Origin of the sequence: Sorangium sp. So ce1153 (assembly GCF_051521595.1) — a bacterium.
In the GTDB taxonomy this organism is placed as follows: domain Bacteria; phylum Myxococcota_A; class Polyangia; order Polyangiales; family Polyangiaceae; genus Sorangium.
Genome location: NZ_CP150361.1, coordinates 10,272,676 through 10,294,163 on the forward strand (window position 1 = coordinate 10,272,676; position 21,488 = coordinate 10,294,163).

Sequence of the window (21,488 nt, forward strand, 5' to 3'; positions counted from 1 at the left end):
TCTCCTCTGTGCCCTCTGTGCCTCTGTGGTTCAAATTTTCATCTTCACCTCGGCGCGCCGACTGATCAGCGTCCGGCGATCAGTAGGGGTATCCGGGAATGTTCATCTCCACCGCGTAGAGCACGCCGGCCGCGGTGATGTAGAGGGTCTTCCGGTCAGGCCCGCCGAACGCGACGTTCGACGACTTGCCCGTGCCCTGGATCGTGCCGAGCCTCCCGCCGCTCGGCGCGATGACCTCGACGCCGCCTTCCCACCCGACGTAGAGGTTGCCCGCGCAATCGACGCCCATGCCGTCGGCGTCCATGAGGTCCGCGATGCGCTCCCGGGCGGGGCCGGGCGAGCCGTCGGCGTTCAGCGGGTACCGCCAGACCGGGCCGCCGAACTCGCCGGCATAGAGAGCGCTGCCGTCGGGCGAGAGGGCGACGCCGTTCGGCCTGTCCAGCGTGTCGACCACGCTGACGTCGCCGGACGGCGACACGCGGTACACCGCCATCGGCAGCTCAGGGCGGCCTCTGAGCTGGAAATCCGGATCGGTGAAATAGACGTTGCCGTCGCCCCGCACGACGACGTCGTTCGGCGAGTTGAAGCGCTTTCCCATGTAGCGTTCGGCCACCGTTCGCCGCGCCTTCGTGCCGAGATCGAACACCGAGATGCTCCGCGTGTCGTGGGTGCACGCGATGAGGTTGCCGTCGACGTCGAGGCCGAGCCCGTTCGACGAGCTGTCCTGGATGAACACCTCGAACGAGCCCGGCGGCACAAACCTGTGTATCGTCGCCTTCGGGCCGTTGAGCGGCGGCGCGTTCTCGGCGGTGAGGTGGATCTCCGAGAAGAAAAGCGCCCCCTGCTCCGCGACCCAGACCGGGCCCTCGACATACTCGAACCCATCGCGCACCCGCCGGGCCTGGCCCGCCGGCAGCGGATTCGCCGCATACGGGCCGCCCGGGCAGATCGACGCGCCCCCGCCGCCAGCGCCCCCGCCGCCAGCGCCCCCGCCGCCGGCGCCGCTCCCGGCAGACCCGCTCCCCGTGGCGCCGCTGCCGCCGCTCCCCGCGGCGCCGCTCCCGGCAGACCCGCTCCCCGCGGCGCCGCTGCCGCCGGTCCCCGCGGGCCCGCCCGTCGCGGCGCTCGCGCCCGTACTCCCGCTCACAACGGTCGCGCCGTCGGTGCCGGTCGAGGCGCCTGGCTCGCCGCCCCCCTCCGAAGAAGAGGCAGGAGCCGCACCGCCATCACCACAGCCGAGAGCGGCCGCAGAGCAGCCGAGGGCTGCCGTGGAGAGGATTCGCCATAGCAAGGGAGAAAAACAAGCTTTCATACGCAAGGACCTCCGTTCGAAGCGAGCAAAGCGTAGATTGACACGGATCGCCACCGCGCGGGCTCACCGCCCGAGGCGGACGAAATGCCGCGGCGCTTGACGGGACGTCTGGTATACGTCCGCGGAAAGGAGCCGCCTCCGGCGGCAGCGCCCCTCGTGATCCGCCTCGATTCCATCAGCAAGCAGCACGGTAAGCAAATCCTCTTCCTCGAGGCGTCGGCGGCGGTGAACCGCGGCGAGAAGGTCGGCCTGGTGGGGCCGAACGGCTCGGGCAAGACCACGATCTTCCGCATGATCACCAAGGAGGAGGCGCCCGACGGCGGCCAGGTCGCGATCGACCGCGGCGTCACAATCGGCTACTTCAGCCAGGATGTCGGCGAGATGAAGGGCAGGAGCGCCGTGGCCGAGACCATGGACGGCGCCGGCCCGGTCTCCGTCGTCGCCGCCGAGCTCCGCGAGCTCGAGGCGGCGCTCGCCGACCCCGAGCGCATGGATGAAATGGAGAGCCTGATCGAGCGCTTCGGGCACGCGCAGGCCCGCTACGAGGAGCTCGGCGGCTACGCGCTCGACGCCAGGGCGCGCGAGATCCTCGCCGGCCTCGGCTTCAGCCAGGCCATGATGGACGGCGACGTGGGCGACCTCTCGGGCGGGTGGAAGATGCGCGTCGCCCTCGCGCGCATCCTCCTCATGAGGCCTGACGCGCTCCTGCTCGACGAGCCGACCAACCACCTCGACATCGAGTCGATCATCTGGCTCGAAGGGTACCTGAAGCAGTATCCAGGGGCCCTCGTCATGACCTCGCACGACCGCGAGTTCATGAACCGCATCGTCACCAAGATCATCGAGATCGACGGCGGCGAGCTCACCAGCTACTCGGGCAACTACGAGTTCTACGAGCAGCAGCGCGCCATCAACGAGCAGCAGGCCGAGGCGCAGTACGAGCGCCAGCAGGCGATGCTCGCGAAGGAGATGCGCTTCATCGAGCGCTTCAAGGCCCAGGCCGCCAAGGCGGCGCAGGTCCAGTCGCGCGTGAAGAAGCTCGAGAAGATCGACAAGGTCGAGCCGCCGAAGCGCAGGAGGACGATCCGCTTCGAGTTCAAGCCCGCCCCGCGCTCGGGCGACGACGTCGCGCGGCTCGAGCGGGTCAAGAAGGCCTACGGCGGCCGCCCCATCTACGACGGGCTCGATCTCCTGATCCGCCGCCGCGAGCGCTGGTGCATCATGGGCGTGAACGGCGCCGGCAAGTCCACCCTCCTCAAGCTGATCGCGGGGGCGGCCGCGCCCGACGCCGGCGAGGTGAGCGTCGGCGCGAGCGTCAAGATGGGATATTTCGCGCAGCACGCGATGGAGCTCCTCGACCCTACCCGCTCGGTATGGGAGTCGATCGTCGCAGCCTTCCCCCAGGCCTCGATCGGCTCGCTCCGCACCCTCGCGGGCGCGTTCGGCTTCTCCGGCGACGACATCGACAAGCCCTGTCGGATCCTCTCCGGCGGCGAGAAGGCCCGCCTCGTGCTCGCGATCATGCTCTACGACCCGCCGAACTTCCTCGTGCTCGACGAGCCGACCAACCACCTCGACATGGCGACCAAGGAGATGCTCGTCGAGGCGCTCGCCTCGTTCGAGGGGACCATGCTGTTCGTCTCGCACGATCGCCGCTTTCTCGCCGCGCTGTCCAACCGCGTCCTCGAGCTGTTGCCGGACGGGCCGCACGTCTACGGGGGCGGATACCTGGAGTACGTCGCCCAGAGCGGACACGAGGCGCCGGGCCTCCGGAGCTGAAGCGCTCATGTGGCGCGCAACACGCGACCGCGCGCGCTCCGCCCCGGCTCGACTCACGTTGCTCACGTTGCTTGCTTCGACGCAGCGCGCGGCGAGGTGAACACATGCTCAAGGTTTCGCGCTATCGTAGGGCCCCGCATGGATCAGCTCGGTAGACCGAACGAAGGGCGGCTCTCCGACTTCATCCGGCGCCACCGCGACGCGATCCTGGAGGCATGGAAGCAGCGGGTCCAGACGCTGAGCCCGGCGCGGCACCTGGCGGATCCGATGCTCACCGACCACATCCCGAGCGTCCTCGCCTACATCGCCGAGGTCACGGGCGAGGCGGGCGCCGGGGCCGAGGTCGACCGGAAGCTCCGGGGCATGCCCGGGTACCACGCGCTGAACCGGCTGGCCCACGGGTACGACCTCGCCGATGTGGTGAAGGAGTACGCGGCCCTCCGCGCCGTGATCCTGGAGCTCTGGGAGCGCGACGGCGGCGACGGGGGGCACGAGCTGATCCGGCTGAACGGCGCGCTCGACGACGCGATCGCGGACGCGGTGACGCGCTACCAGGAGGCGCGCGTGCGCCTGCTGCAGGCGCTCGACCTCATCTCGACGGCCGCCCTCGGCAGCACCGACCTGGACGCGTTCCTCACCGCGCTCATCCGCGCCACGCGGGAGGCGGCGGCGGCCGTGGACGTGGCGATGGTCCTGCTCGGGGACGGCGACGCCCTCGAGGTGCACGCGACCGCGGGCCTCGACGACGGGCCGCTGCTCGGCCCCCCGCTCGAGGCGACGCGGGAGTTCGCCCGCGCGGTCCTCGCGCTGCGCGGGCCCGCGTCGCTCGACGCCGCGCTCCGGACCCTGCCCGCGACGGCGCGCGAGATCCGGTCGAGGGGGCTGCGCGCCGTCTACGGGGTGCCGCTGATCCACGACGGGCACCCCATCGGCGTCGCGATCCTCGGCTCCCGCAACGCCGAGGAGTTCTCCGAGGAGGACACGCTGATGCTCCGCACGATGACCAGCCGGGCGACCGGGATCATCGTGCAGGCGCAGCTCGTCGCGCGGGAGCGCGCCTCGCGGCACCAGGCGGACGACGCCCGCGCGCTGCTCGCGACCGTGATCGAGCAGATGCCGGCGGGGCTCATGATCGGCGAGCGCGAGACGGGGCGCGTCCTCCTCACGAACCGGCAGGCCACCGAGATCTTCCGGCAGTCGTTCGAGGGCATCCAGAGCATCGAGGGCTACACCGGCCGCGGCTTCCACGTGCAGTCCGGCAAGGCGTACGAGACGTGGGAGTGGCCGCTCTCGCGCACCGTCACGACCGGCGAGGTCGTGAACAACGAGGAGATCGACGTGCGCCGCGGCGACGGCACGTGGGGGCGGATCCTCGTGCGCTCGACGCCGGTGCGGGACCCGGACGGCCGCGTCTCGGCGGGCGTCGTGACCTTCTTCGACATCACCGAGCGGACGCGCGCCGAGCAGGCGCAGCGGTTCCTCGCGGCCGCCAGCGCCTCCCTGAGCGACAGCCTCGACTTCCAGGGCACGCTCGACCGGCTCGGGCGCATCACGGTCCCCGAGCTCGGGGACTGGTGCGTCATCCAGACGCTCCCGGAGGTCGAGGCGGCGCGGCGGGTCACGGTGACGCACGCGAGCCCGGAGACGATCAAGAAGGCGCGCGCGCTCCTCCGCGACGTCGATCCCCTGCCCGGGCTGTCGGCGCTGGTGGAGGACGTCCTCTGCAGGGAGCGCCCGGAGCTCATCCGGGACCTGTCCCACCCGCTGCTCGCCCCGCTCGCCGAGAACGCCGCCTTCCGCCGGCTCGTCCGCGAGCTCGGGATCACGTCGGCCATGCTGGTCCCGATGGTGGCGCGGGGCCGCACCTTCGGCTGCATCGCGCTGGCGACCGCGGAGTCCGGCCGGGTCTACGACGAGGCGGACCTCGCCGTCGCGCACGACCTGGCGCAGCGGGCCGCGCTCGCCGCGGACAACGCGCGGCTCTACGAGGCCGCGCAGCGCGCGATCGAGCTGCGGGACAACGTGCTCGCCACCGTGTCCCACGACCTCCGGAACCCCCTGAGCGCGATCATCACCGCGGCCGCCGTGATGACCAAGCGCGCGGCGGCGCGCAGCGGGGACAAGGGCGACACGAAGGCGATCCAGGCGATCCAGCGCTCGGCGCACCGGATGGACCGGCTGATCCACGACCTGCTCGACTTCGCGAGCCTCCGCGCCGGCCGGCTCGAGCTGCGCCGGCAGCCGCAGGATCCGCGGGAGATCGGCCGGGAGGCCGTCGAGACGTTCGAGTCGCAGGCCCACGAGAAGGGGGTGCGCCTCGGCGCGGCGGCGGACGACGACCTGCCGCTCATCGCGTGCGACCGCGACCGCGTGCTCCAGGTGCTCTCGAACCTGCTGAGCAACGCGCTCAAGGTGACCGGCGCCCAGGGGTCGGTCACGGTGCGGTGCGAGCGCCGGGAGGAGCACGTGGTGTTCTCGGTGTCGGACACGGGTCCGGGGATCCCGGAGGACGAGCTGCCCTACCTGTTCGAGCGGTTCTGGCGCGGCCAGCGGAACGGCTACAAGGGCACCGGGCTCGGTCTGGCCATCGCGCGGGAGCTCGTCGCCGCGCACGGCGGGACCATCAGCGTGGACAGCCGCGTGGGCGTGGGGACCACCTTCAGGTTCACGATCCCCGTCGGGGACAACGAGGGCTGAGCCGAGGGCGCCGGCGGCGAGCGCGGCGCCGGCGAGGGCGCGGCCGGCGCGGCGAGGGCGCGGCCGGCGCGGCAAGGGCGCGGCCGGCGCGGCGCGGACGCGGATGGCGAGCGCGGCGCCGGCGGAGGAGTGGACGATCGAGCGCGCCGGCCCCAGAGGTCCACCGGAAGGAGGAACCATGGGAGACGAGAAGACGCAGGACCAGCTGGGCGTCCCGCGACCCGAGCACGAGGTCAGCGAGGCGAAGCAGCCGCACCCGCAAGCGGACGTCCCCGGCGTCCGCGGGGCGATCACCTCGACCGGCGAACGGGAGGACGCTCCCCCCGGCGAGGTCGAGACCTGGGGCAGCGAAGGCGGCGCCGGCAACTACGGGGGCGGGCCCGAGTTCTCGGACACGAAGCTCCCCCCGGAGGAATCAGGCCGCAAGCCTGCGTAACTACAGCGGTTTTACCGGCAACAACGGCCCGCGGCGGGCCCCGGCCTCACGGCTGCTGCTGCTGCGTGGGCCTCGGCGCGCACCGCTGCATGTACGCGGGCTCGGGGCACCCGTCGTGGGTCAGGATCTCGCTCTCCTGGCACTTCACGAGCGCCGCCCGGATGTCGAGGCACTTCCCCGGCCCCGCCTCCACGCAGCGGTGCTCGGTGGTGGTCCCGTTGGCGCAGCCGTCGAGCTGCCCCTCGGGGCAGTCGAGGAGCGGCCCGGTCGAGCAGTCGTTCTCCCGTCTGGCGCCCGCCTCCTCCCGGGCGTCCGTCGTCGCCGCCGTCGTCCCTTGCGCCGCCTGCGGCTGGGTCGTGCAGGCGGCGCTCGCGGCGAGCGGGAGGGTCGTGAAGAAGAAGAACAGGCCCCGCCGGGGCGAGCTGCTGCGCGTGTTCATGCCGTCGTTCTCCGTGGGTGAGGTCCGGCCGGGAACCCGGAAGGCAGGTCGCCGCCCGGCGCGCCCGGCAGACTACTCCACGGAACGCCGTCTCCTTGACGCTTTCGCCTCCGCCCGGGCGGCCGCCGCGCGCGCGGCGATCCCGGTCAGAACGCGCCGCCGCCGTGCGCGAGCAGCGCCCAGCTGTCCCCGCCCGTCTGGCTGGCGGCGCCGCGCACGGTCAGATCGTCGAAGAACGTAGGGCGGAAGTTGAGCCGGGCGCCCAGCTTGATGTTGCGCGTGACCAGCCGCTCCACCCCCACGGTGAGCGGCACCGCCACCGCGAACGCGTCGCCGCCCTCGCCCGCCCAGCCCGTGTAGCCCACGCCCGCGACGACGAACGGCTGCACGATCGCCTCGTCGGCGCGCAGCACGTTGTAGCGCACCCCCGCGTCGAGCGAGGTCATCACCAGCGTCCTCCCGAGCGTCGGGCGCTGGTTCACCGAGCCGATGTAGTTGCCCTCGACGGCCAGGCGCCGCGACATGGTCCCGGTCACGCGCACGTTCCAGGTGGGCCCGACGCCCGCGGTGGCGCCCAGGTACCCCAGCATGCCGAAGCCGCCCTCGACCGCGATCGAGGGCTCGGGGATGCGCCGGATGAGCGGCTGATCCGCCGGAGGGACGTTGCCCGTCGGCCGGCCCTGCTGATCCGCTCGCGCCCCGCCCTGCGCCTCCGCCGTGCCGGCGAGCGCCACCATGGCAGCGACGGCCAGGACCGCCGCCGCGAGTCGTCGCGTGCTCATCGCTGTTCTCCCCCCGTTGACCGGTTCCACCTTCGACGACCGCCTGGGTGCATGCCGCAGGCCACCCGCGGCTGTGCAGCGCAGGTCCGGCGGCACCTCCCGCCCCGCGCGCCCGCGACCGCACGGCCGCGTGCGCTCGCCGAAACCGCGCCGGGCCTCGCGCGTACTCCACGGCAAGGACACCGCGGGCGCAGCGCTCGAGCGAGCGCTCGCGCGACGGCGCCGCGGCATCACCGTGGCCAGAGGAGATGTTGAGCGAGAGGGTGGGAGACGGGGACGACCTCGATCGGCCTTCCCGTCCCCCTGCCATCCTGTTCAATTGAGAGCAGCGCGCGGCCAGGAGCGGCGCGCACCCGATCGAGTCGAGAGCTCGAGTCGAGAAGGCGAGGAGAACAGCGTGAAGATGATCTGGACAAGGACCCTGCTGCTCGGCGCGCTCGCGGCCGCCAGCCTGGGCGCGGTCGCGTGCGAGGAAGAGAAGCCGCGCCTCGCCCCCGCCGCGACCGAGCTCAAGGCGCCGGAGGCGAAGGCGCCCGCCGCCGCGACCTTCGCGATCGACAGGGCGAGCAGCAAGGTCGAGCTCTCGATGGATGCGCCGCGGGAGAAGATCCGCGGGCGGATCCAGGGCGCCGCCGCGGGGACGCTGCAGGTCGACCCCGCAGACGTCACGCGGACGACAGGCCTCATCACGGTCGACCTCTCCACGCTCGAGCTCTTCCAGACCGCCGTCGGCGACGACGGCAAGCCCGACGAGGAGAAGAAGAGCGACCTGCAGAACGAGCACGCGCGCACCTGGCTCGAGATCTCGAAGGACACGCCGGACGCCGTCCGCGAGAAGAACGAGAAGGCGCAGTTCGCGATCCGGTCGATCTCGACCTCCGGCGAGAAGGACCTCACGAAGATGGCCGGCGCGGAGCGGACGGTGACCGTCACCGCGTCGGGCGATTTCCTGCTGCACCAGCGGCAGTCGCCGCGGACCGTGGAGCTCATCGCGACGTTCAGGTACGAGGGCGACAGGCTCGCCGGCCTGACCGTGAAGACCGCGAAGCCCTTCGCCGTCGGCCTCGCCGAGCACGACGTCCGCCCGCGCGAGGCGTTCGGCAAGCTCGCCCAGAAGACGCTGGAGGTGCTGTCGCCCAAGGTGGCCAAGGAGGCGATGGTGTCGCTGGAGCTCTCTGCGACCGCCGGCCCCGCAGCCGCAGCCGCAGCCGCGGCCGCAACCGCAGCGCCGGCCGAGGCGCCCGCGAACGGCGCGCGGTGAGCGACGCGCGCCACGCGCCACGCGACGCGCGACGCGCGACGCGCGACGCGCGACGCGCGATGCCAGCCACCGAGCCGTTGCGGCGCCGCAGCGGGTCTGAGATGAAGCGGGGCTCCGGACGCGGTCGCGAAACCGAGCCACGCCTCGCCCGTACCGGGCACAGGGACCGTCGAGACGAGAACCAGAGGAGCACACGATGCTGTCGAAGAAGAGCATTTACGAGACCCTCGCCGCGCTGAGCGCCGGTGCCATGGTGATGAGCGGCTGCGGGGCGGCGCAGGCGCCGGTCAACGCCACCGAGGTGCCCGCGGAGCAGCAGGAGACGGCCCCGGCCGCGCCCGCCGCGCCGACAGAGGCCACCTCGGGCGACGCCGCCGCGGGCGCGGACGTCCCCGCGACGCCCGCCGCGGCGCCGGCGCCCGCGCCGCCCACCGACGTGCAGTCCGCCGCGACCACGCCGCAGGTCGCCCCCACGGCCACCCCCGCCCCCGCCGCGCCCGCGCCGCCCCCCGTGGCCAAGCCCACCGCGAAGAAGCCGGCCGGCAAGAAGGCCGGCCACGCGGGCTGCGGCCAGGGCACCTGCGGCTGATCGCCGCCCCGCCCGCCCCATGCCCCCCACGACCGGCAGCGCGCTCACCGGCGTCGGCCTCGGGCTCCGCTGGGAGTTCCTCGACGAGGTGCTCGACCTGCTCGACACGCTCGACGACAGCGCGGCGCTGCCCGTCCCCTTCTTCGAGCTCTCCCCGGAGAACTACATGCGGCGCGGCGGGTACTTCCCCGCCGCGATCGAGCGCGTCCGGGAGCGCTGCGCGATCCTGACGCACGGGCTCACGCTGTCGGTGGGCGGGCTCGACCCGCTCGACGACGGCTACCTGCGCGAGCTCGGGCGGTTCGTCGGGCGCCTCGATCCGCCCTTCCATAGCGACCACCTCTGCTTCTCCGGCGTCGACGGCAGGTTCCTCCACGACCTCCTGCCGCTGCCGCTCACCTCCGCGGCCGCCGCCCACGCCGCGGCCCGCATCCGGGAGGCGGAGGACCGGCTCGAGCGCCCGATGGCGATCGAGAACATCACCTACTACCTGGCCCCGGGCCGCGCCTCGCTCGACGAGGCCGACTTCCTCGCCGAGGTGCTCGAGCGCGCCGGCTGCGGGCTCCTGCTCGACGTGAACAACCTCTACGTGAACGCCCGGAACCACGGCGTCGATCCGGTCGCGCTGCTCGAGAAGATCCCGCCCGGGCGCGTCGTGGAGATGCACGTGGCGGGGCACGAGTGGCGCGACGACGCGGAGCTCCTCATCGACACGCACGGCGCGCCGGTGATCGAGCCGGTGCTCGACCTGCTCGCCCGCGCCGTCGCGCGGACCGGGCCGGTGCCGGTCGTGCTCGAGCGCGACAACGACGTGCCGCCGCTCGAGGCGCTGCTCGCCGAGCGCGCCGAGGTCGACGCGGCGTACCGGCGCGGGCTCGCCGCGCGGGAGGCGCGGGCGTGACCGCGCGGGAGGCGCGGGCGTGACCGCGCGGGAGGCGCGGGCGTGAGCGAGGCGTCGAAAGCGCCGCCGCCGGAGCTCGCGGCGCTGCAGCGGGCGCTCCAGCGCACCGTGAGCGCGCCGGACGGCGCGGCGATCGCGGCGGATCCGCGGGCGTGGCTGGCCGGCACCGGGATCGAGGGGGCGGACCTCGAGGCGATGGCCTCGCTCCCGCCGGGGCGGCTGCTCCTCTACCGGAGCCTCATCCGCCGCGGGCTGGCGGGCGCGATCCGCGCCGGGATCCCGCGGACGGCGGCGCGGCTCGGCGCGCGGTTCGAGGCGGACGTGGCGCGCTTCCTCGAGGCGGAGCTGCCCCGGTCGCGCTACCTCCGCGACGTCGCCTTCGAGTTCGTCGCCTTCGCGGCGCCGCGCTGGGGCGAGGACCCGGAGGTGCCCGCGTACCTCGCGGATCTCGCGCGCCACGAGCTCGCCGCCTTCGCGGCGTCGTGCGCCGAGGCGGACGAGGAGGCCGGCGAGCCCCGTGCGTGCGCCGCGCCGGGGGCACGGGACGCGCGGGACGCGGCCGGCGCGCCAGCCTCCCGCGAGGAGCTCTCGCTCGACCGAGGCGCCCGCTTCCAGCGGGCCGCGGCGCTCGTGCGCTACGAGCACGCGGTCCACAGGCTGGAAGGCGGCGAGTCGGCGCGCGACGTGCCGGCGCGCGAGCCGACGCGCCTGCTCGTGTACCGCGACGCCAGGCACGAGGTCCGCTTCCTGGAGCTCACGCCGCTCGCGGCCGAGATCCTCGGGCGCCTCCTCGCGGGCGCCGCGCTCCGGGACGCCGTGGTCGAGGGCTGCGCTGCGCTGGGACGCCCGGTCGACGGCCCGGTGCTGGAGAGCACCGCGGCCCTCCTGAGCGATCTCGCCGAGCGCGGGGCGCTCCTCGGCGCCGCCGCGCCGTGACGCTTGCCCCGCGGCGCTGGCCGGGGGTAACGCATGCCCGGAGGACGTCGACCGGTCGATGCAGCGCACACTCTTCTCGCTCGTCGCTGCGGCGCTCGTCGCTGCGGCGCGCCCCGCGCGCGCGTCGTCCGGGGAGCAGACGGCATCGCTGAGCTGGGTCCGGCTCGCTGGCGCCGAGGCGTGCGTCGGGGCGCGCGCGCTCGCGCAGGCGGTGGAGGCGCGCCTCGGGCGCGCGGCGCTCGTCTCGGCCGCCCGGGCCGACCTCACGATCGAAGGGCGCATCGAGCCGGGCGGCTCCGGCGGGTGGCGCGCGGTGATCGCGGTCGCCGACGCGGAAGGCGCGGTGCTCGGGACGCGCGAGATCGCCACGGCGTCGCCGCGCTGCGGGGCGATCGAGGACGAGCTCGCCCTGGCCATCGCGCTCATGATCGACCCCAGCGCGACGCTGTCCGCCAGCGCGCCGCCTCCCTCGGCCTCGCCAGCGCCCGCGCCGCCTCCCTCGACCTCGCCAGCGCCCGCGCCGCCTCCCTCGGCCTCGCCAGCGCCCGCGCCGCCGCCGCAGGTCATCGTGCAACGCATCCTGATCCCGGTACCGCCGGCGGCGACGCCGCCCGCGCCGTGGCGCGTGGAGGTCGGCGCCGGTCCGCTCTTCGGGCTCGGCCTCCTGCCCTCGCCCGGCGTCGCCGCCGTGATCCGCGCGCGCCTCACGCCGCCCCGGTCTTTGTCGGTCGAGGTCGGGGGGGCGGTCTGGGCCCCGAACGAGACGACCACCGGCGCCTTCACGACGCGCTTCTCCTGGGGCGAGGGGTTCGTCTCCGCGTGCCCCGCCTCGATCGGGAGCGCCACGCGGCTCTCCGCGTGCGCGGGCGCCCGCCTCGGCGCGCTCCGCGTCAACGGCATCGGGTTCAGCGTCGACCGCACCGACGAGCGCCTGACCGCGGGCGTCACGCTCGACGTTCGCCTCGTCCGGCGGCTGTTCGGCCCGCTCACCGCCGGCGGCGGCCTCGGGCTGATCGCGCCGCTCGTGCGTGACACATTCTACTACACCGACGCCGAGGGCCGGGACCGCGAGGTCTTCCAGATGGCGCCGCTGGCCGGGACGGTGGACGTCCTGCTCGGCGTCGACTTCCCCTGATTCCCTGATCGGCGCCCGGCCCCGCTTTTCTTTGATAAAATCTCGCCTTCGCAACCATCCAGGGCTGGAGCCGGCTTTCCTTGCGCCCCGGCCTCTCGCGATGACCCTCGAGGAGATTTTCGAAGAGAACGCGGCCTACGTGTGGCGCGTGCTGCGAAGGCTCGGCGTCGGCGAGGCCGACGTCGAGGACGTCTGCCAGGAAGTCTTCCTCATGGTCCATCGGAAGCTCGACACCTTCGACGGCAGCTCGGCGCTGCGCACGTGGCTGTACGGCATCTGCCTGCGGCTCGCGTCGGAGTACCGGCGGCGGCCGCACCGGAGGCGCGAGGAGGTGGCCGCCACCGTTCCCGAGCAGTCCATGGCGGCGCCGCAGGACGAGGCCCTCGATCGCCGCCGCGCGCTCGACCGGCTCGACGCGGCGCTCGATCAGCTCGACGACGACAAGCGCGCGGTGTTCGTCCTGCACGAGATCGAGCAGATGCCGATGGCGGAGATCGCGAAGGCGGCGGGGTGCCCGCTGCAGACGGCGTACTCGCGGCTGCGCGCGGCGCGGGCGCAGATCGAGGCGGCGATGCGCAGGCACGAGCTCGGCGCGACGCGGGCCGGGGCCGCGCGGGTCACCGAGGGGAGCAGCGTATGAGCGGCGATCCTCGCAAGATGCTCGGCGCGGATGGCGGCCCGGACGTGCTCCGGGTGGCCCTCGAGGCGGCCCGGCGCGACGCGCCGGACAAGGCGCAGCTGGCGCGGCTCGCGGCGCGGTTGCCGCTCGGCCTGCCGGGCGGACCGGGAGGCGGCAAGGACCCAGGCGGTCCGGCGGATGGCGGAGGACCGACGGGGGGCGGGGGCGCGGGCGCTCCGGCGACCGGCGGGGGCGCGGGCGCGCCGGCGACCGGCGGGAGCGCGGGCGCGCCGGCGACCGGCGGGGGCGCGGGCGCGCCGGCGGCGCTCGCTCCGGCAGGGCTCGCCGCGGCGGGGGCTGGCGCACCGCCGTCGGTGCTCTCCGGCCTGGCGATCGGCGCGGCGCTGGGCGTCGTCCTCGTCGGGGCGGTGTGGCTCATGCCATCGCGCTCGCAGCCGCCGCCCGCGCCGACTGAGGCCGCGGTGGTCGCGACCGCAACGCCGAGGGGGGCTGCGGCAGCGCCCGCGCCCGCCGCAGAAGCGCCGGAGGTGCCCGCGGAAGCGACCCCTGCGGCGGCGCCACCGCGCGCGCCTGCTCCGGAACCGCCCCGCGCGCCCGCGCCGGCGCCAGCGAGCGCGCCGCTGCCCGCGCGCGCGTCCGCCTCGACGACCGGCGCGCCGGCGGCGGCCGGCTCGGCGCGGGCGGCGCTGCCCGACGCGGAGACGGAGCTCGGCCTGCTGCAGCGCGCGCAGGAGGCGCTCGCGGCGCGCCCTGCGGAGGCGCTCGCGCTCGCCGACGCCCACCTCAGGCGCTTCCCGGGCGGCGCGCTCGCCCAGGAGCGCGAGGTGATCGCGGTCGGCGCCCTGAAGGCGCTAGGCCGCGGCGGCGAGGCGCTCGCGCGCGCGAACCGTTTCATCGCGGAGCACCCGAGCTCTGCCTACCGCCGCAGGCTCGAGATCCTCGTTCCGGAGCTGAGAGGCGAGCAGCGCTGACAGGAGGCAGCGGGCCGCGCTCGTCCTTCTCGCTGCCGCTGCCTCGCGCGGCTCCACCGCCTCCGCCTCGAGCAGAGCCACCGTCGCACCCGGACGAGAGTTCGATCGGGAGATCATAAAAACATACGATTGACGCCATTCATGGAGTGACGACGGGCTGAGCTTACAAGCCCGGGGAGATATGAATGCGACGTCTCGTGGACACATCCATTTTCTTGTTCTTCGGGCTCATGATGTTCCAGACCTTCGGCGCCGGGTGCACCGCCCGGGTGCAGGTCGGCGATGACAGCGACAGCGACGGTCAAGAGGTCGGGTCCGACGGCGCCGCCGGAGGGGGCGAGTCGTCCGACGGCCCCGGGCTCTACGATGCCTTCTGCGACGCCCAGGCCGCTTGCAATGAGGAATCCGGCCCCTCGTACGACACGGCCGCCTGCAAGGCCAGCGCCCAGTGCGACTCGATGCTGCTCCATCACCCCGGAGGGCCGCTGTTCGATTGCCTCGCGGACTCCTGCTCTCCGTCCCTGTGCCTCACCAACGTCTACCTCGACTACTCGAAGCATTCCACCGTGGAGCGCACCGAAGCCGCCAGAGCGTTCGAGGAGCGCTGCGGGACGGGCTGCCCCGTCTTCGAGGACTTCTGCATGGCGGGGGCGCTCTTCACGGACGAGGCGCTCGAGACGATGACCGAGTGCTTCGATCTGGCGAACTGTGAAGAGGTGAAGCGCTGCGCGCTCGAGACGTATGTCCCCTGCACGGCGTGGGTGTACCAGATCTCGCCGTGACGGGGCCCCGTGGCCCGGCCGGCGCTGGATCCGAGGCGCCCGCTCGCGTCCCCTGGCCCATGGCGCGCCGCGCTGCGCGCCGCCGCGCGAAAAGGTGTATACCGGCGGAGCCGTCATGGACGAGCCCGCCCTCAACGCAGCCATGGACCGGTACGCGTGCGGCGACGCGCGCGCGTTCCCGGAGCTGCACCGCGCGCTCTCGTCTCGCCTGATCGCGTACCTCACCCGCATGTGCGGCTCCGCGACGCTCGCGGGCGACCTGACGCAGGAGACGTTCCTGCGGATGCACCGCGCCCGCGCCACCTTCGCCCGCGGCGGCGCCGTCGCGCCGTGGGCCTACGCCATCGCCCGCAACGTCTACGTCGACCACGCGCGCGCCCAGAAGCACCGCGGCACCGAGCGCCTCCCGAGCGATCCGGGCGCGGAGCCGCCGGACGCGCGCGGGGCCGACGGCGAGGCGGTCGCCCTCGCCTCCGAGACGGCGCGGGCGGTCGAGCGGGTGCTCGCGAGCCTCCCGGCGTCGCAGCGCGAGGCGTTCATCCTGCTCCGGTACGAGGGGCTGAGCGTGCAGGACGCCGCCGCCATCCTGGGGACGACCGCGACAGCGGTGAAGCTGCGCGCGTTCCGCGCCTACGAGGCGCTGCGGGCCGAGCTCGAGGAGCGGAGGTCGCGACCGCACGACGAGAGATCCGGGGAAAAGACCGCGGGAATCGCCGCGGAGACGGCCGCGGGGAAGCGCGCGGCCGCGAAGCCGGAGCGGAGCGGCCGCCGCGGCAAGGAGCAGGGAGGCATCCGAGGAGGCACCGATGACGGATGAGCGCGACTTGCTGAGACGGCTCGAGGACATCCCGGATCCCGCGGCCCACGTCGCGACCCGCCTCGCCGCCCGCCCGCCGGCCCCGATCGAGGCGCCGGCCGAGCCGTCGCCGACGCGCCCTGCGCGCGAGCGCCGCGGCCTTGCCGCGGTCATGGCCGGGCTCGGCTGGGTCGTGCTCTTCAGCTGGATCGAAGGCTTCCGCGACGATCTCGGGTCTCCCCGGGTCATCGTCCCGCTCGCCGTCGCGGCGGCGCTCTCCGGCCTCGGCCTGCTGCTCGCGCTGAGGCCGCGCGCGCGGGGCCTGCCGGCCGGCGTGAGGGCGATCCAGGCGCTCGTCGTCGCGGTGCCGGTCGGGTTCCTGATCGCGGCCGTCGTGAGGTCGCGCGCCGCCGACCCGCCGCCGCCCCTGGAGCTGCACGTCCGGTGCATCGCGAGCGCCTGCTGCACCGCGCTCCCGCCGTTCGCGCTGGCGGCGCTCCTGCTGCGCCGCTCGTTCCTCTCGGCGCCGGCGTGGCGCGGCGCCTCGATCGGGGCCCTGTGCGGCCTCGTCGTGGCCGTCGGCCTCGAGACGCACTGCGCGCTGGACGATCTCCTCCACCTCACCTTCGCCCACGGCTTCCCGATCGCGGCCGGCGCGCTCCTCGGCGCCGCCGCCGGGACGCTGCGCGGCCGCGCCTGATCGCCGCGCACGCCCGACGCCGGCGGCGCGGCGGCGAGCGCCCGGGCGCTTGCCCCGCGGCGCTCGCCGGGGGTAACGCTTGGTGCAGAGGAAGTTGATCGATCGATGCAGCGCACACTCTTCTGGCTGGCGGCCGGGCTGTGGATCGGGTGCGGCAGCTCCGGCGGCGGGACCGCGAGGGACGGCACCTCATCGGGGATCACCAGCGGCGGCGGTGGCAGCATGAGCCAGGGCAGCGGCACGGGCGGCAACGGCGCCGGCAGCAGCGGCACAGGCGCGAGCAGCGCGAGCAGCGGCGGCACGGGCGCGAGCAGCGCGAGCGGCGGCGGAGCGGGGGGCGGCGCGCCGCAGCCCGCGGGCGCGCCCCTCGTGTATGTGGGCGGCCATGAAGGGATCTTCGTCTTCCGCCTGGACGAGGCCGACGGGGCGCTCTCCCCGGTGCAGGGCCCGCTCGACGCCGAGATGAACCCGACCTTCCTCGCCGTCGACCCCGCGCGCGGGCGCCTCTTCGCGGTGAACGAGCTCGGCGAGGTGGACGGGGAGCTGTCGGGGGCGGTCAGCGCGTTTCAGATCCGCCCGGAGGACGGGACGCTCGCGTTCATCAACAGGGCGTCCTCGAAGGGCCAGGGCCCTGCCCACCTCGCCACGGATCGCGCGGGGCGCTTCGTCCTCGTCGCCAACTACGGCGGCGGCACGGCGGCGGTGCTCCCCGTCGGCCAGGACGGCGCGCTCGGACAGGCGGTCGACGAGGCGTCCTTCGGGCGCCGGTCGAGGTCGCACCACGCGGTGACCGACCCGGCGAACCGGTTCGCCTTCGTCACCAACCTCGGGCTCAACACGATCGCCCAGTTCACCTTCGACGCGGCCACGGGCCAGATGAATCCGGGCGAGCCGCCGGCCCTCGCGCTCCCCGCGGGCACGACCCCCCGACACCTCGACTTCCACCCGAGCGGCCGGTTCGCGTACGTGATCAACGAGAGCTCGGGCTCGATCACCACCCTGAGCTACGATCCGGAGCGCGGGACGCTCTCCGCCGTGGCCACCGTCTCGACGCTGCCGGAGGGCGTGAGCGCCGAGGAGAACGCCTGCGCCGAGGTCCAGGTCGCCCCGTCGGGCAAGTTCGTCTACGGGTCGAACCGCGGGCACGACAGCATCGCCATCTTCGCGGTCGACCCCGAGCGCGGCACGCTCAGCCCCGTGGGCCACGCGCCGACGCAGGGAAAGACGCCGCGCCACTTCCAGATCTCGCCCGCGGGCAAGCTGCTGCTCGTCGCGAACCAGGACTCGAACAACATCGTCGCGTTCCGCGTGGACGAGGCGACGGGCGCCCTCGAGCCGACCGGCCGCGTCACCGAGGTCCCGGCGCCGACCTACGTCGGGATCGTGGCCCCGCCGGCGCGGTGACGAGGCGCCCTCCCCCGGCACCCTGCCGGCCTCACGTGCCCCTCGCTCCTGCAGCGCATTCTGGACTGATCATTCCAGAATGATCGATCCAGAAGAGCCGCAGGGGCGAGGACAGCTCGGCTCGAGCGTGGGTCACCCGCGCCGCGCGAGCGGTCACTCGACCACCTGGACCGTGGCGTCGAGCAGGTTGACGCCGCTCGCGCTGTCCCACGTCGCGCCGCTGGAGAACCGGATCGCGTAGCGTGGATCGTCGCGCAAGCGCTCGGCCCCGTCCGGGAGCCACAGGCCCAGCTGATAGTCGCCCGGGGGGAGATCGGCCGGGATCTGCGCTTGCAGGCAGAGATCGCTCTCCGCACCAGGCGCCCAGCGGCGCGGATCGGCGTCGACCTCGAGGACGTGCCGCGCGTCGCCCTGCTGGAGCACGAGGTGGACCGGGCGCGGATTGTAGGCCCGGGCGTACCCGTCGTTGGACACGCGCAGCCGGAGGGACAGCGACTGCCCGCGGGCGACCTGCTCGGGGGACTCGTGACCCATCACGACGAAGCGGTAGCCGAGGCGGCAGGCGATGGTCTCGAAGCAGCCCTCGGCCTTCCAGTCCGCGATCACGTCGGGGTGATAGTCGGTGTGGAGGAAGCTCCAGTGATGCAGGGAGAGCTCGGCGAGCGCCGAGGCGCACTGGCTGCGTGGCGGGTTGACCGCGCACGTCTCGCCCCCGACGGGCACGAACGCGGAGTCCTCGACGGCGTACTCCTTCTCGCCGGGCAGCTGGTAGGTGCCCTCGTCGTCGTCGCTCGCGAGGAAGCAGTCGTCATGGTGGCCGACGCGCGACAGCGGCGCCCCGGAGAACGCCGTCGCCTCGGTCAACGGGCCGCCGTACGCCTCCTGCTTGTGGGAGGGGCGGCGCGCGAGGGTCATCCGGCTGCTCGGCAGCGCCTCGAGCAGCGCGTCGAAGATCTGCTTGCGGTTGCTCGGCTCGGTGAGATCGTTCGTCGAGGAGTGCCATTCTCCCCAGGCGCCGACGAAGCCGGGGTTCAGCACGGCGATGACGTCGGCGTTCTCCTCGAGCACGGGCCTGAGCTGCTCGATGTGGGCCAGCACGCGGCTGAGGGGCGCGTCCGGCTCGCCGATGTCCGTCGCGTAGTAGATCCGCGGGAGCACCTTGAGCCCGGCCGAGCGCGCGGCGGCGAAGCTCTCGTCGAGCTGGTCGATGAGGCTCTGATCGATGTCCCGCGTGCGGTAGTCGTCGATGAGGACCTTCCCGTAGATCAGCGTGTAGCCCTGGTCCCGGAGATCCGAGAGCGGCTCGAGGCTGCGAAGATCCATGAAGCGGAAGACGCCGCGCTCGGGGTTCCGCACCCCCTGGCACTCGACGTCGCCCGAGGGATCGTCGCCCGCGGCGAACAGCCTGGGCGCGTAGGAGCGCTCCACGGTGGCGCCGCTCCATCCGCAGCTGCCGGGCGGGAGGCCCGTGCTGCTGCCGGTGCCGCCGCTGCTGCTGCCGCCGTTGCCGCTGACGCCGCCGCCGGCGCCGCCGCTGCTGCTGCCGCCGCCGGCGCCGCTGACGCTGGACGCGAGCGAGTCGCCCGGGCTGCCTTCGCTCGACTCAGCGCCGCACGCCGCCACGAGCGCCAAGGAAAGGCAGCAAACGCCGCCGTCAAGGAGGCGTGACAGGACATGGCACAACGATCGGCTGCTCTCGTGAAGCATAAGCGATCTTCTCTCCGTTCGTGAATCAATGAAGCTGGGCCGCCCGCTCCCGCGGGCGCGCCGTCTATTATCCGGCGCCACGTCGCGCGTTCAAGTTCCGCGCCGGCAAGTCGACGCGTCCGGCCACGGTAGCGCTGGAACGGCCAGATTTGTGGCTGGACGCCGATCGGCCCCGTGCTCCTCGACCCCCGCGCTCACGGCGCTCCAGCACTCATGAGGATGTGACCAGATCCACTACCGTCTCGACCAACGCGACGGGCGTCTTCGTCGGGGAAGAGGCGAGCTACTTCGGCGATAATAATCCGATGTTTGTCATGAAGATCGCGCTCACCTGGCTCCGGCGATCCATATAAGATCAGCCCGAGGAGGTTCTTCATGCGCACGCATCGACCTGTCTTGCTCGCGACGCTGCTGTCGGCGGTCACCGTCGCGATGTCCGCCGTGCCGGGGTGCGGGGACGACGATACACGGGCGAGCAGCGGAAGGCTGGAGCCGACAGGCACCGACTTCCTCTCCAGGTATGCGAAGGCCCTCTGCGACCGCACATTCGCGTGCTGCGACGCGGCGACCCGGGCCGCGCACGGCCTGGACGCGAGCTCCGCCGACGCGTGCGCCTCGGATTTCGAAGCGATCTTCGTTGCCTTCAGCGGCGGAGGCGAGGTGAACGGCACCTTCGTCCCGGAAAAGGCGGAGGCGTGCCTCGCCGAGGTGGACGCGGCCCCGTGCGCCGAGCTTCAGATTCTGGGCGTGCTTCTGGGGGTGGACGACGAGTTCACGCCATCCTGCCTCGATGCGTGGGACGGCTCCGCGCCCGAGGGCGGGACGTGCGGCACGGACTGGGACTGCGCCCAGGACCGCTGCCTGCACACGACCGACGCGAGCGGGCAGAGGACGTCGGCGTGCAAAGCGAGGGCGGCGGCCGGACAGCCATGCTCGTCGAGGTTCGACTGCGACGAGGCGCTCCGCTGCGACCAGCCCTCGCCGCCCGACGCGGGGACGTGCGCGCCACGGCTCGCCGCGGGCGAGTCGTGCAAGGGAAGCCTCGACTGCGAGGAGGATCTTCGCTGCGGCCAGGACGGCACGTGCCAGGCGCGCGAGCAGGCGGGCGGTCCGTGCGGGTCGGACGAAGACTGCGCGGCCGGCGCGACGTGCGATGGCGCCACGTGCGCGCCGCTCGGCGCCGCCGGGGCGCCCTGCTTCTCCGATTCGGACTGCGCGTCCTCCGCGTGTGTCGACGAGACGGGCACCTGCGCCGAGGTCTGCAAAGGCAGCTGATCGCAAGCGCCGCGACTTCGTCCTCGAGCGACGAGGTGCTAGGTCGCCGAGAGGCGCCGCTGCATCTCTTCCGGGGAGACGTCCTCGATCCGGCTCGCGAACGCCCAGCGGTGGCCGTACGGGTCGCGGAGCCACGCCATCCGGTCTCCGAACGGCAGGTCCTGCGGCGGCCGCTCGACCGTCGCGCCTGCCGCCGCGGCCTGCGCCACGAGCGCGTCCACGTCCTCCACGTAGACGACCACGCTCGCGCTCGTCCCGCCGAGCGTCTCGGGGCTGACGGCGCCCAGCTCGGGATACTCGTCCGACAGGTAGAAGCGGGCTCGGCCGATCGACAGCTCGGCGTGGCCGAGCCGCCCGTCGGCCATCGCGATGCGCGCGACCTCGCGCGCGCCGAACGCACGTCGGTAGAAGTCGATCGCCTCCGCGGCCCTGCGCGCGCTCAGGTAGGGAATGCACGTCTGACCTTCCGGGATGGGGGGGACCTGGCTCTTCGTCATCGTCGCGCTCCTTCGTGCTCGTACCGCGTCGGGGCCGCTCCAGGGGAACGGCGGGTCATGCCTCGCAGCCCGCGCGGCGCTCCTCGCGCGCCCCGGCACGCACAGGCCGGAGCACGAGCAGCGCTCGCCGCGAGAGGGCGCCGAGGGCCAGGGGAAACGCGCCGTCCTCCGGCGCGCCCCCGCCGCCTCGGCGTCCCGGGTTGCCTTCCGTTGTAGAGCGTCACACCGCCCAAGGATTGGACGAAATTTACCTGCCGCCCTGGCGGGCGCGCCCCCGCCGGCGCGCGGCGCCCCGACCGCCCTCGCGGCGCGGACCGCGCCCGGCGGCGGACGGGACGGTCGGGGCGGGCGTGACGGGGAGGACCGCCGGATCGCGCGAAAGGGTTCCAACCGACCGCGGGCCCACTAAGATGGCCCGACGCACGCGCGAGGCGCTCCGACAGGCGCCC

Annotated in this window: 21 protein-coding genes; 16 read left to right on the top strand and 5 right to left on the bottom strand. The window is 73.7% G+C overall.

The features are described 5' to 3' along the window. Positions 1 to 79 precede the first annotated feature (79 nt). On the bottom strand, positions 80 to 1,147 hold the full coding sequence (locus WME85_RS37080; protein ID WP_437827803.1) for an SMP-30/gluconolactonase/LRE family protein: 1,068 nt from the start codon (positions 1,145 to 1,147) through the stop codon (positions 80 to 82). 321 nt (positions 1,148 to 1,468) lie between these two features. Between WME85_RS37080 and abc-f the strand changes: the two genes are divergently transcribed. The 3 genes from abc-f (at position 1,469) to WME85_RS37095 (ending at position 6,224) form a co-directional block, all read left to right on the top strand. After that, on the top strand, positions 1,469 to 3,091 hold the full coding sequence (gene abc-f / locus WME85_RS37085) for a ribosomal protection-like ABC-F family protein (protein ID WP_437303770.1): 1,623 nt from the start codon (positions 1,469 to 1,471) through the stop codon (positions 3,089 to 3,091). Positions 3,092 to 3,229: 138 nt separating this feature from the next. Next, positions 3,230 to 5,788, top strand: a complete 2,559-nt coding sequence (locus WME85_RS37090) for an ATP-binding protein (RefSeq protein ID WP_437827804.1) — start codon at positions 3,230 to 3,232, stop codon at positions 5,786 to 5,788. A gap of 178 nt (positions 5,789 to 5,966) precedes the next feature. Then, on the top strand, positions 5,967 to 6,224 hold the full coding sequence (locus tag WME85_RS37095; protein ID WP_437827805.1) for a hypothetical protein: 258 nt from the start codon (positions 5,967 to 5,969) through the stop codon (positions 6,222 to 6,224). A 46-nt stretch (positions 6,225 to 6,270) separates the two neighbouring features. On the opposite strand, the gene WME85_RS37100 is transcribed toward WME85_RS37095, so the two are convergent. Together WME85_RS37100 and WME85_RS37105 are read right to left on the bottom strand one after the other, a co-directional pair. Continuing rightward, positions 6,271 to 6,663: a hypothetical protein gene (locus tag WME85_RS37100; protein WP_437303773.1), complete on the bottom strand. Its 393-nt coding sequence runs from the start codon at positions 6,661 to 6,663 to the stop codon at positions 6,271 to 6,273. Positions 6,664 to 6,809: 146 nt separating this feature from the next. Continuing rightward, entirely contained in the window at positions 6,810 to 7,445 is a 636-nt protein-coding gene (locus tag WME85_RS37105) for a hypothetical protein (protein ID WP_437827806.1), read from the bottom strand. 403 nt (positions 7,446 to 7,848) lie between these two features. Between WME85_RS37105 and WME85_RS37110 the strand changes: the two genes are divergently transcribed. The 11 genes from WME85_RS37110 (at position 7,849) to WME85_RS37160 (ending at position 17,560) form a co-directional block, all read left to right on the top strand. Then, positions 7,849 to 8,706: a hypothetical protein gene (locus WME85_RS37110; protein ID WP_437842443.1), complete on the top strand. Its 858-nt coding sequence runs from the start codon at positions 7,849 to 7,851 to the stop codon at positions 8,704 to 8,706. A 196-nt stretch (positions 8,707 to 8,902) separates the two neighbouring features. After that, positions 8,903 to 9,295, top strand: a complete 393-nt coding sequence (locus WME85_RS37115; protein WP_437303775.1) for a hypothetical protein — start codon at positions 8,903 to 8,905, stop codon at positions 9,293 to 9,295. A gap of 19 nt (positions 9,296 to 9,314) precedes the next feature. Next, on the top strand, positions 9,315 to 10,196 hold the full coding sequence (locus WME85_RS37120; protein WP_437827807.1) for a DUF692 domain-containing protein: 882 nt from the start codon (positions 9,315 to 9,317) through the stop codon (positions 10,194 to 10,196). A gap of 42 nt (positions 10,197 to 10,238) precedes the next feature. After that, a complete protein-coding gene (locus WME85_RS37125) occupies positions 10,239 to 11,132 on the top strand; it encodes an HvfC family peptide modification chaperone (RefSeq protein WP_437827808.1) in 894 nt (297 codons plus the stop codon). Positions 11,133 to 11,190: 58 nt separating this feature from the next. Beyond that, on the top strand, positions 11,191 to 12,267 hold the full coding sequence (locus WME85_RS37130; RefSeq protein WP_437827809.1) for a hypothetical protein: 1,077 nt from the start codon (positions 11,191 to 11,193) through the stop codon (positions 12,265 to 12,267). 100 nt (positions 12,268 to 12,367) lie between these two features. Next, positions 12,368 to 12,907, top strand: a complete 540-nt coding sequence (locus WME85_RS37135; protein ID WP_437827810.1) for an RNA polymerase sigma factor — start codon at positions 12,368 to 12,370, stop codon at positions 12,905 to 12,907. Next, positions 12,904 to 13,878, top strand: coding sequence for a hypothetical protein (locus WME85_RS37140; RefSeq protein WP_437827811.1), 975 nt, complete (start codon positions 12,904 to 12,906; stop codon positions 13,876 to 13,878). The genes WME85_RS37135 and WME85_RS37140 overlap by 4 nt, the downstream gene beginning before the upstream one ends. 197 nt (positions 13,879 to 14,075) lie before the next feature. Further along, the gene (locus tag WME85_RS37145) at positions 14,076 to 14,660 is read left to right on the top strand and encodes a hypothetical protein (protein WP_437827812.1); all 585 of its coding nucleotides are present in this window, start codon (positions 14,076 to 14,078) and stop codon (positions 14,658 to 14,660) included. 115 nt (positions 14,661 to 14,775) lie between these two features. After that, positions 14,776 to 15,477, top strand: a complete 702-nt coding sequence (locus WME85_RS37150) for an RNA polymerase sigma factor (RefSeq protein WP_437827813.1) — start codon at positions 14,776 to 14,778, stop codon at positions 15,475 to 15,477. Then, positions 15,467 to 16,156, top strand: coding sequence for an NrsF family protein (locus tag WME85_RS37155; RefSeq protein WP_437827814.1), 690 nt, complete (start codon positions 15,467 to 15,469; stop codon positions 16,154 to 16,156). Before WME85_RS37150 ends, WME85_RS37155 begins: the two co-directional genes overlap by 11 nt. A 105-nt stretch (positions 16,157 to 16,261) precedes the next feature. Beyond that, positions 16,262 to 17,560: a lactonase family protein gene (locus WME85_RS37160; RefSeq protein ID WP_437827815.1), complete on the top strand. Its 1,299-nt coding sequence runs from the start codon at positions 16,262 to 16,264 to the stop codon at positions 17,558 to 17,560. A gap of 153 nt (positions 17,561 to 17,713) precedes the next feature. Here WME85_RS37160 and WME85_RS37165 read toward each other — a convergent pair whose 3' ends face one another. Further along, positions 17,714 to 19,183 (bottom strand): DUF4832 domain-containing protein, encoded by a 1,470-nt coding sequence (locus WME85_RS37165; RefSeq protein ID WP_437842446.1) that lies wholly within the window; start codon positions 19,181 to 19,183, stop codon positions 17,714 to 17,716. Positions 19,184 to 19,488: 305 nt separating this feature from the next. Between WME85_RS37165 and WME85_RS37170 the strand changes: the two genes are divergently transcribed. Further along, entirely contained in the window at positions 19,489 to 19,620 is a 132-nt protein-coding gene (locus WME85_RS37170) for a hypothetical protein (RefSeq protein WP_437827816.1), read from the top strand. 22 nt (positions 19,621 to 19,642) lie between these two features. Beyond that, a complete protein-coding gene (locus tag WME85_RS37175) occupies positions 19,643 to 20,542 on the top strand; it encodes a hypothetical protein (protein ID WP_437827817.1) in 900 nt (299 codons plus the stop codon). A 38-nt stretch (positions 20,543 to 20,580) separates the two neighbouring features. Here the strand turns inward: WME85_RS37175 and WME85_RS37180 are convergent, their stop codons facing one another. Beyond that, positions 20,581 to 21,039: a VOC family protein gene (locus tag WME85_RS37180; protein ID WP_437827818.1), complete on the bottom strand. Its 459-nt coding sequence runs from the start codon at positions 21,037 to 21,039 to the stop codon at positions 20,581 to 20,583. Positions 21,040 to 21,488: the final 449 nt, after the last annotated feature.

Excerpts from the sequence above, each read along its gene's own strand:
- WME85_RS37155 (WP_437827814.1), top strand. The coding sequence starts at position 15,467 with ATGACGGATGAGCGCGACTTGCTGAGACGGCTCGAGGACATCCCGGAT.
- WME85_RS37140 (WP_437827811.1), top strand. The coding sequence starts at position 12,904 with ATGAGCGGCGATCCTCGCAAGATGCTCGGCGCGGATGGCGGCCCGGAC.
- WME85_RS37135 (WP_437827810.1), top strand. The coding sequence starts at position 12,368 with ATGACCCTCGAGGAGATTTTCGAAGAGAACGCGGCCTACGTGTGGCGC.
- WME85_RS37100 (WP_437303773.1), bottom strand. The coding sequence starts at position 6,663 with ATGAACACGCGCAGCAGCTCGCCCCGGCGGGGCCTGTTCTTCTTCTTC.
- WME85_RS37150 (WP_437827813.1), top strand. The coding sequence starts at position 14,776 with ATGGACGAGCCCGCCCTCAACGCAGCCATGGACCGGTACGCGTGCGGC.
- WME85_RS37110 (WP_437842443.1), top strand. The coding sequence starts at position 7,849 with ATGATCTGGACAAGGACCCTGCTGCTCGGCGCGCTCGCGGCCGCCAGC.
- WME85_RS37090 (WP_437827804.1), top strand. The coding sequence starts at position 3,230 with ATGGATCAGCTCGGTAGACCGAACGAAGGGCGGCTCTCCGACTTCATC.
- WME85_RS37105 (WP_437827806.1), bottom strand. The coding sequence starts at position 7,445 with ATGAGCACGCGACGACTCGCGGCGGCGGTCCTGGCCGTCGCTGCCATG.
- WME85_RS37120 (WP_437827807.1), top strand. The coding sequence starts at position 9,315 with ATGCCCCCCACGACCGGCAGCGCGCTCACCGGCGTCGGCCTCGGGCTC.
- WME85_RS37130 (WP_437827809.1), top strand. The coding sequence starts at position 11,191 with ATGCAGCGCACACTCTTCTCGCTCGTCGCTGCGGCGCTCGTCGCTGCG.
- WME85_RS37115 (WP_437303775.1), top strand. The coding sequence starts at position 8,903 with ATGCTGTCGAAGAAGAGCATTTACGAGACCCTCGCCGCGCTGAGCGCC.
- WME85_RS37160 (WP_437827815.1), top strand. The coding sequence starts at position 16,262 with ATGCAGCGCACACTCTTCTGGCTGGCGGCCGGGCTGTGGATCGGGTGC.
- WME85_RS37180 (WP_437827818.1), bottom strand. The coding sequence starts at position 21,039 with ATGACGAAGAGCCAGGTCCCCCCCATCCCGGAAGGTCAGACGTGCATT.
- WME85_RS37095 (WP_437827805.1), top strand. The coding sequence starts at position 5,967 with ATGGGAGACGAGAAGACGCAGGACCAGCTGGGCGTCCCGCGACCCGAG.
- WME85_RS37175 (WP_437827817.1), top strand. The coding sequence starts at position 19,643 with ATGCGCACGCATCGACCTGTCTTGCTCGCGACGCTGCTGTCGGCGGTC.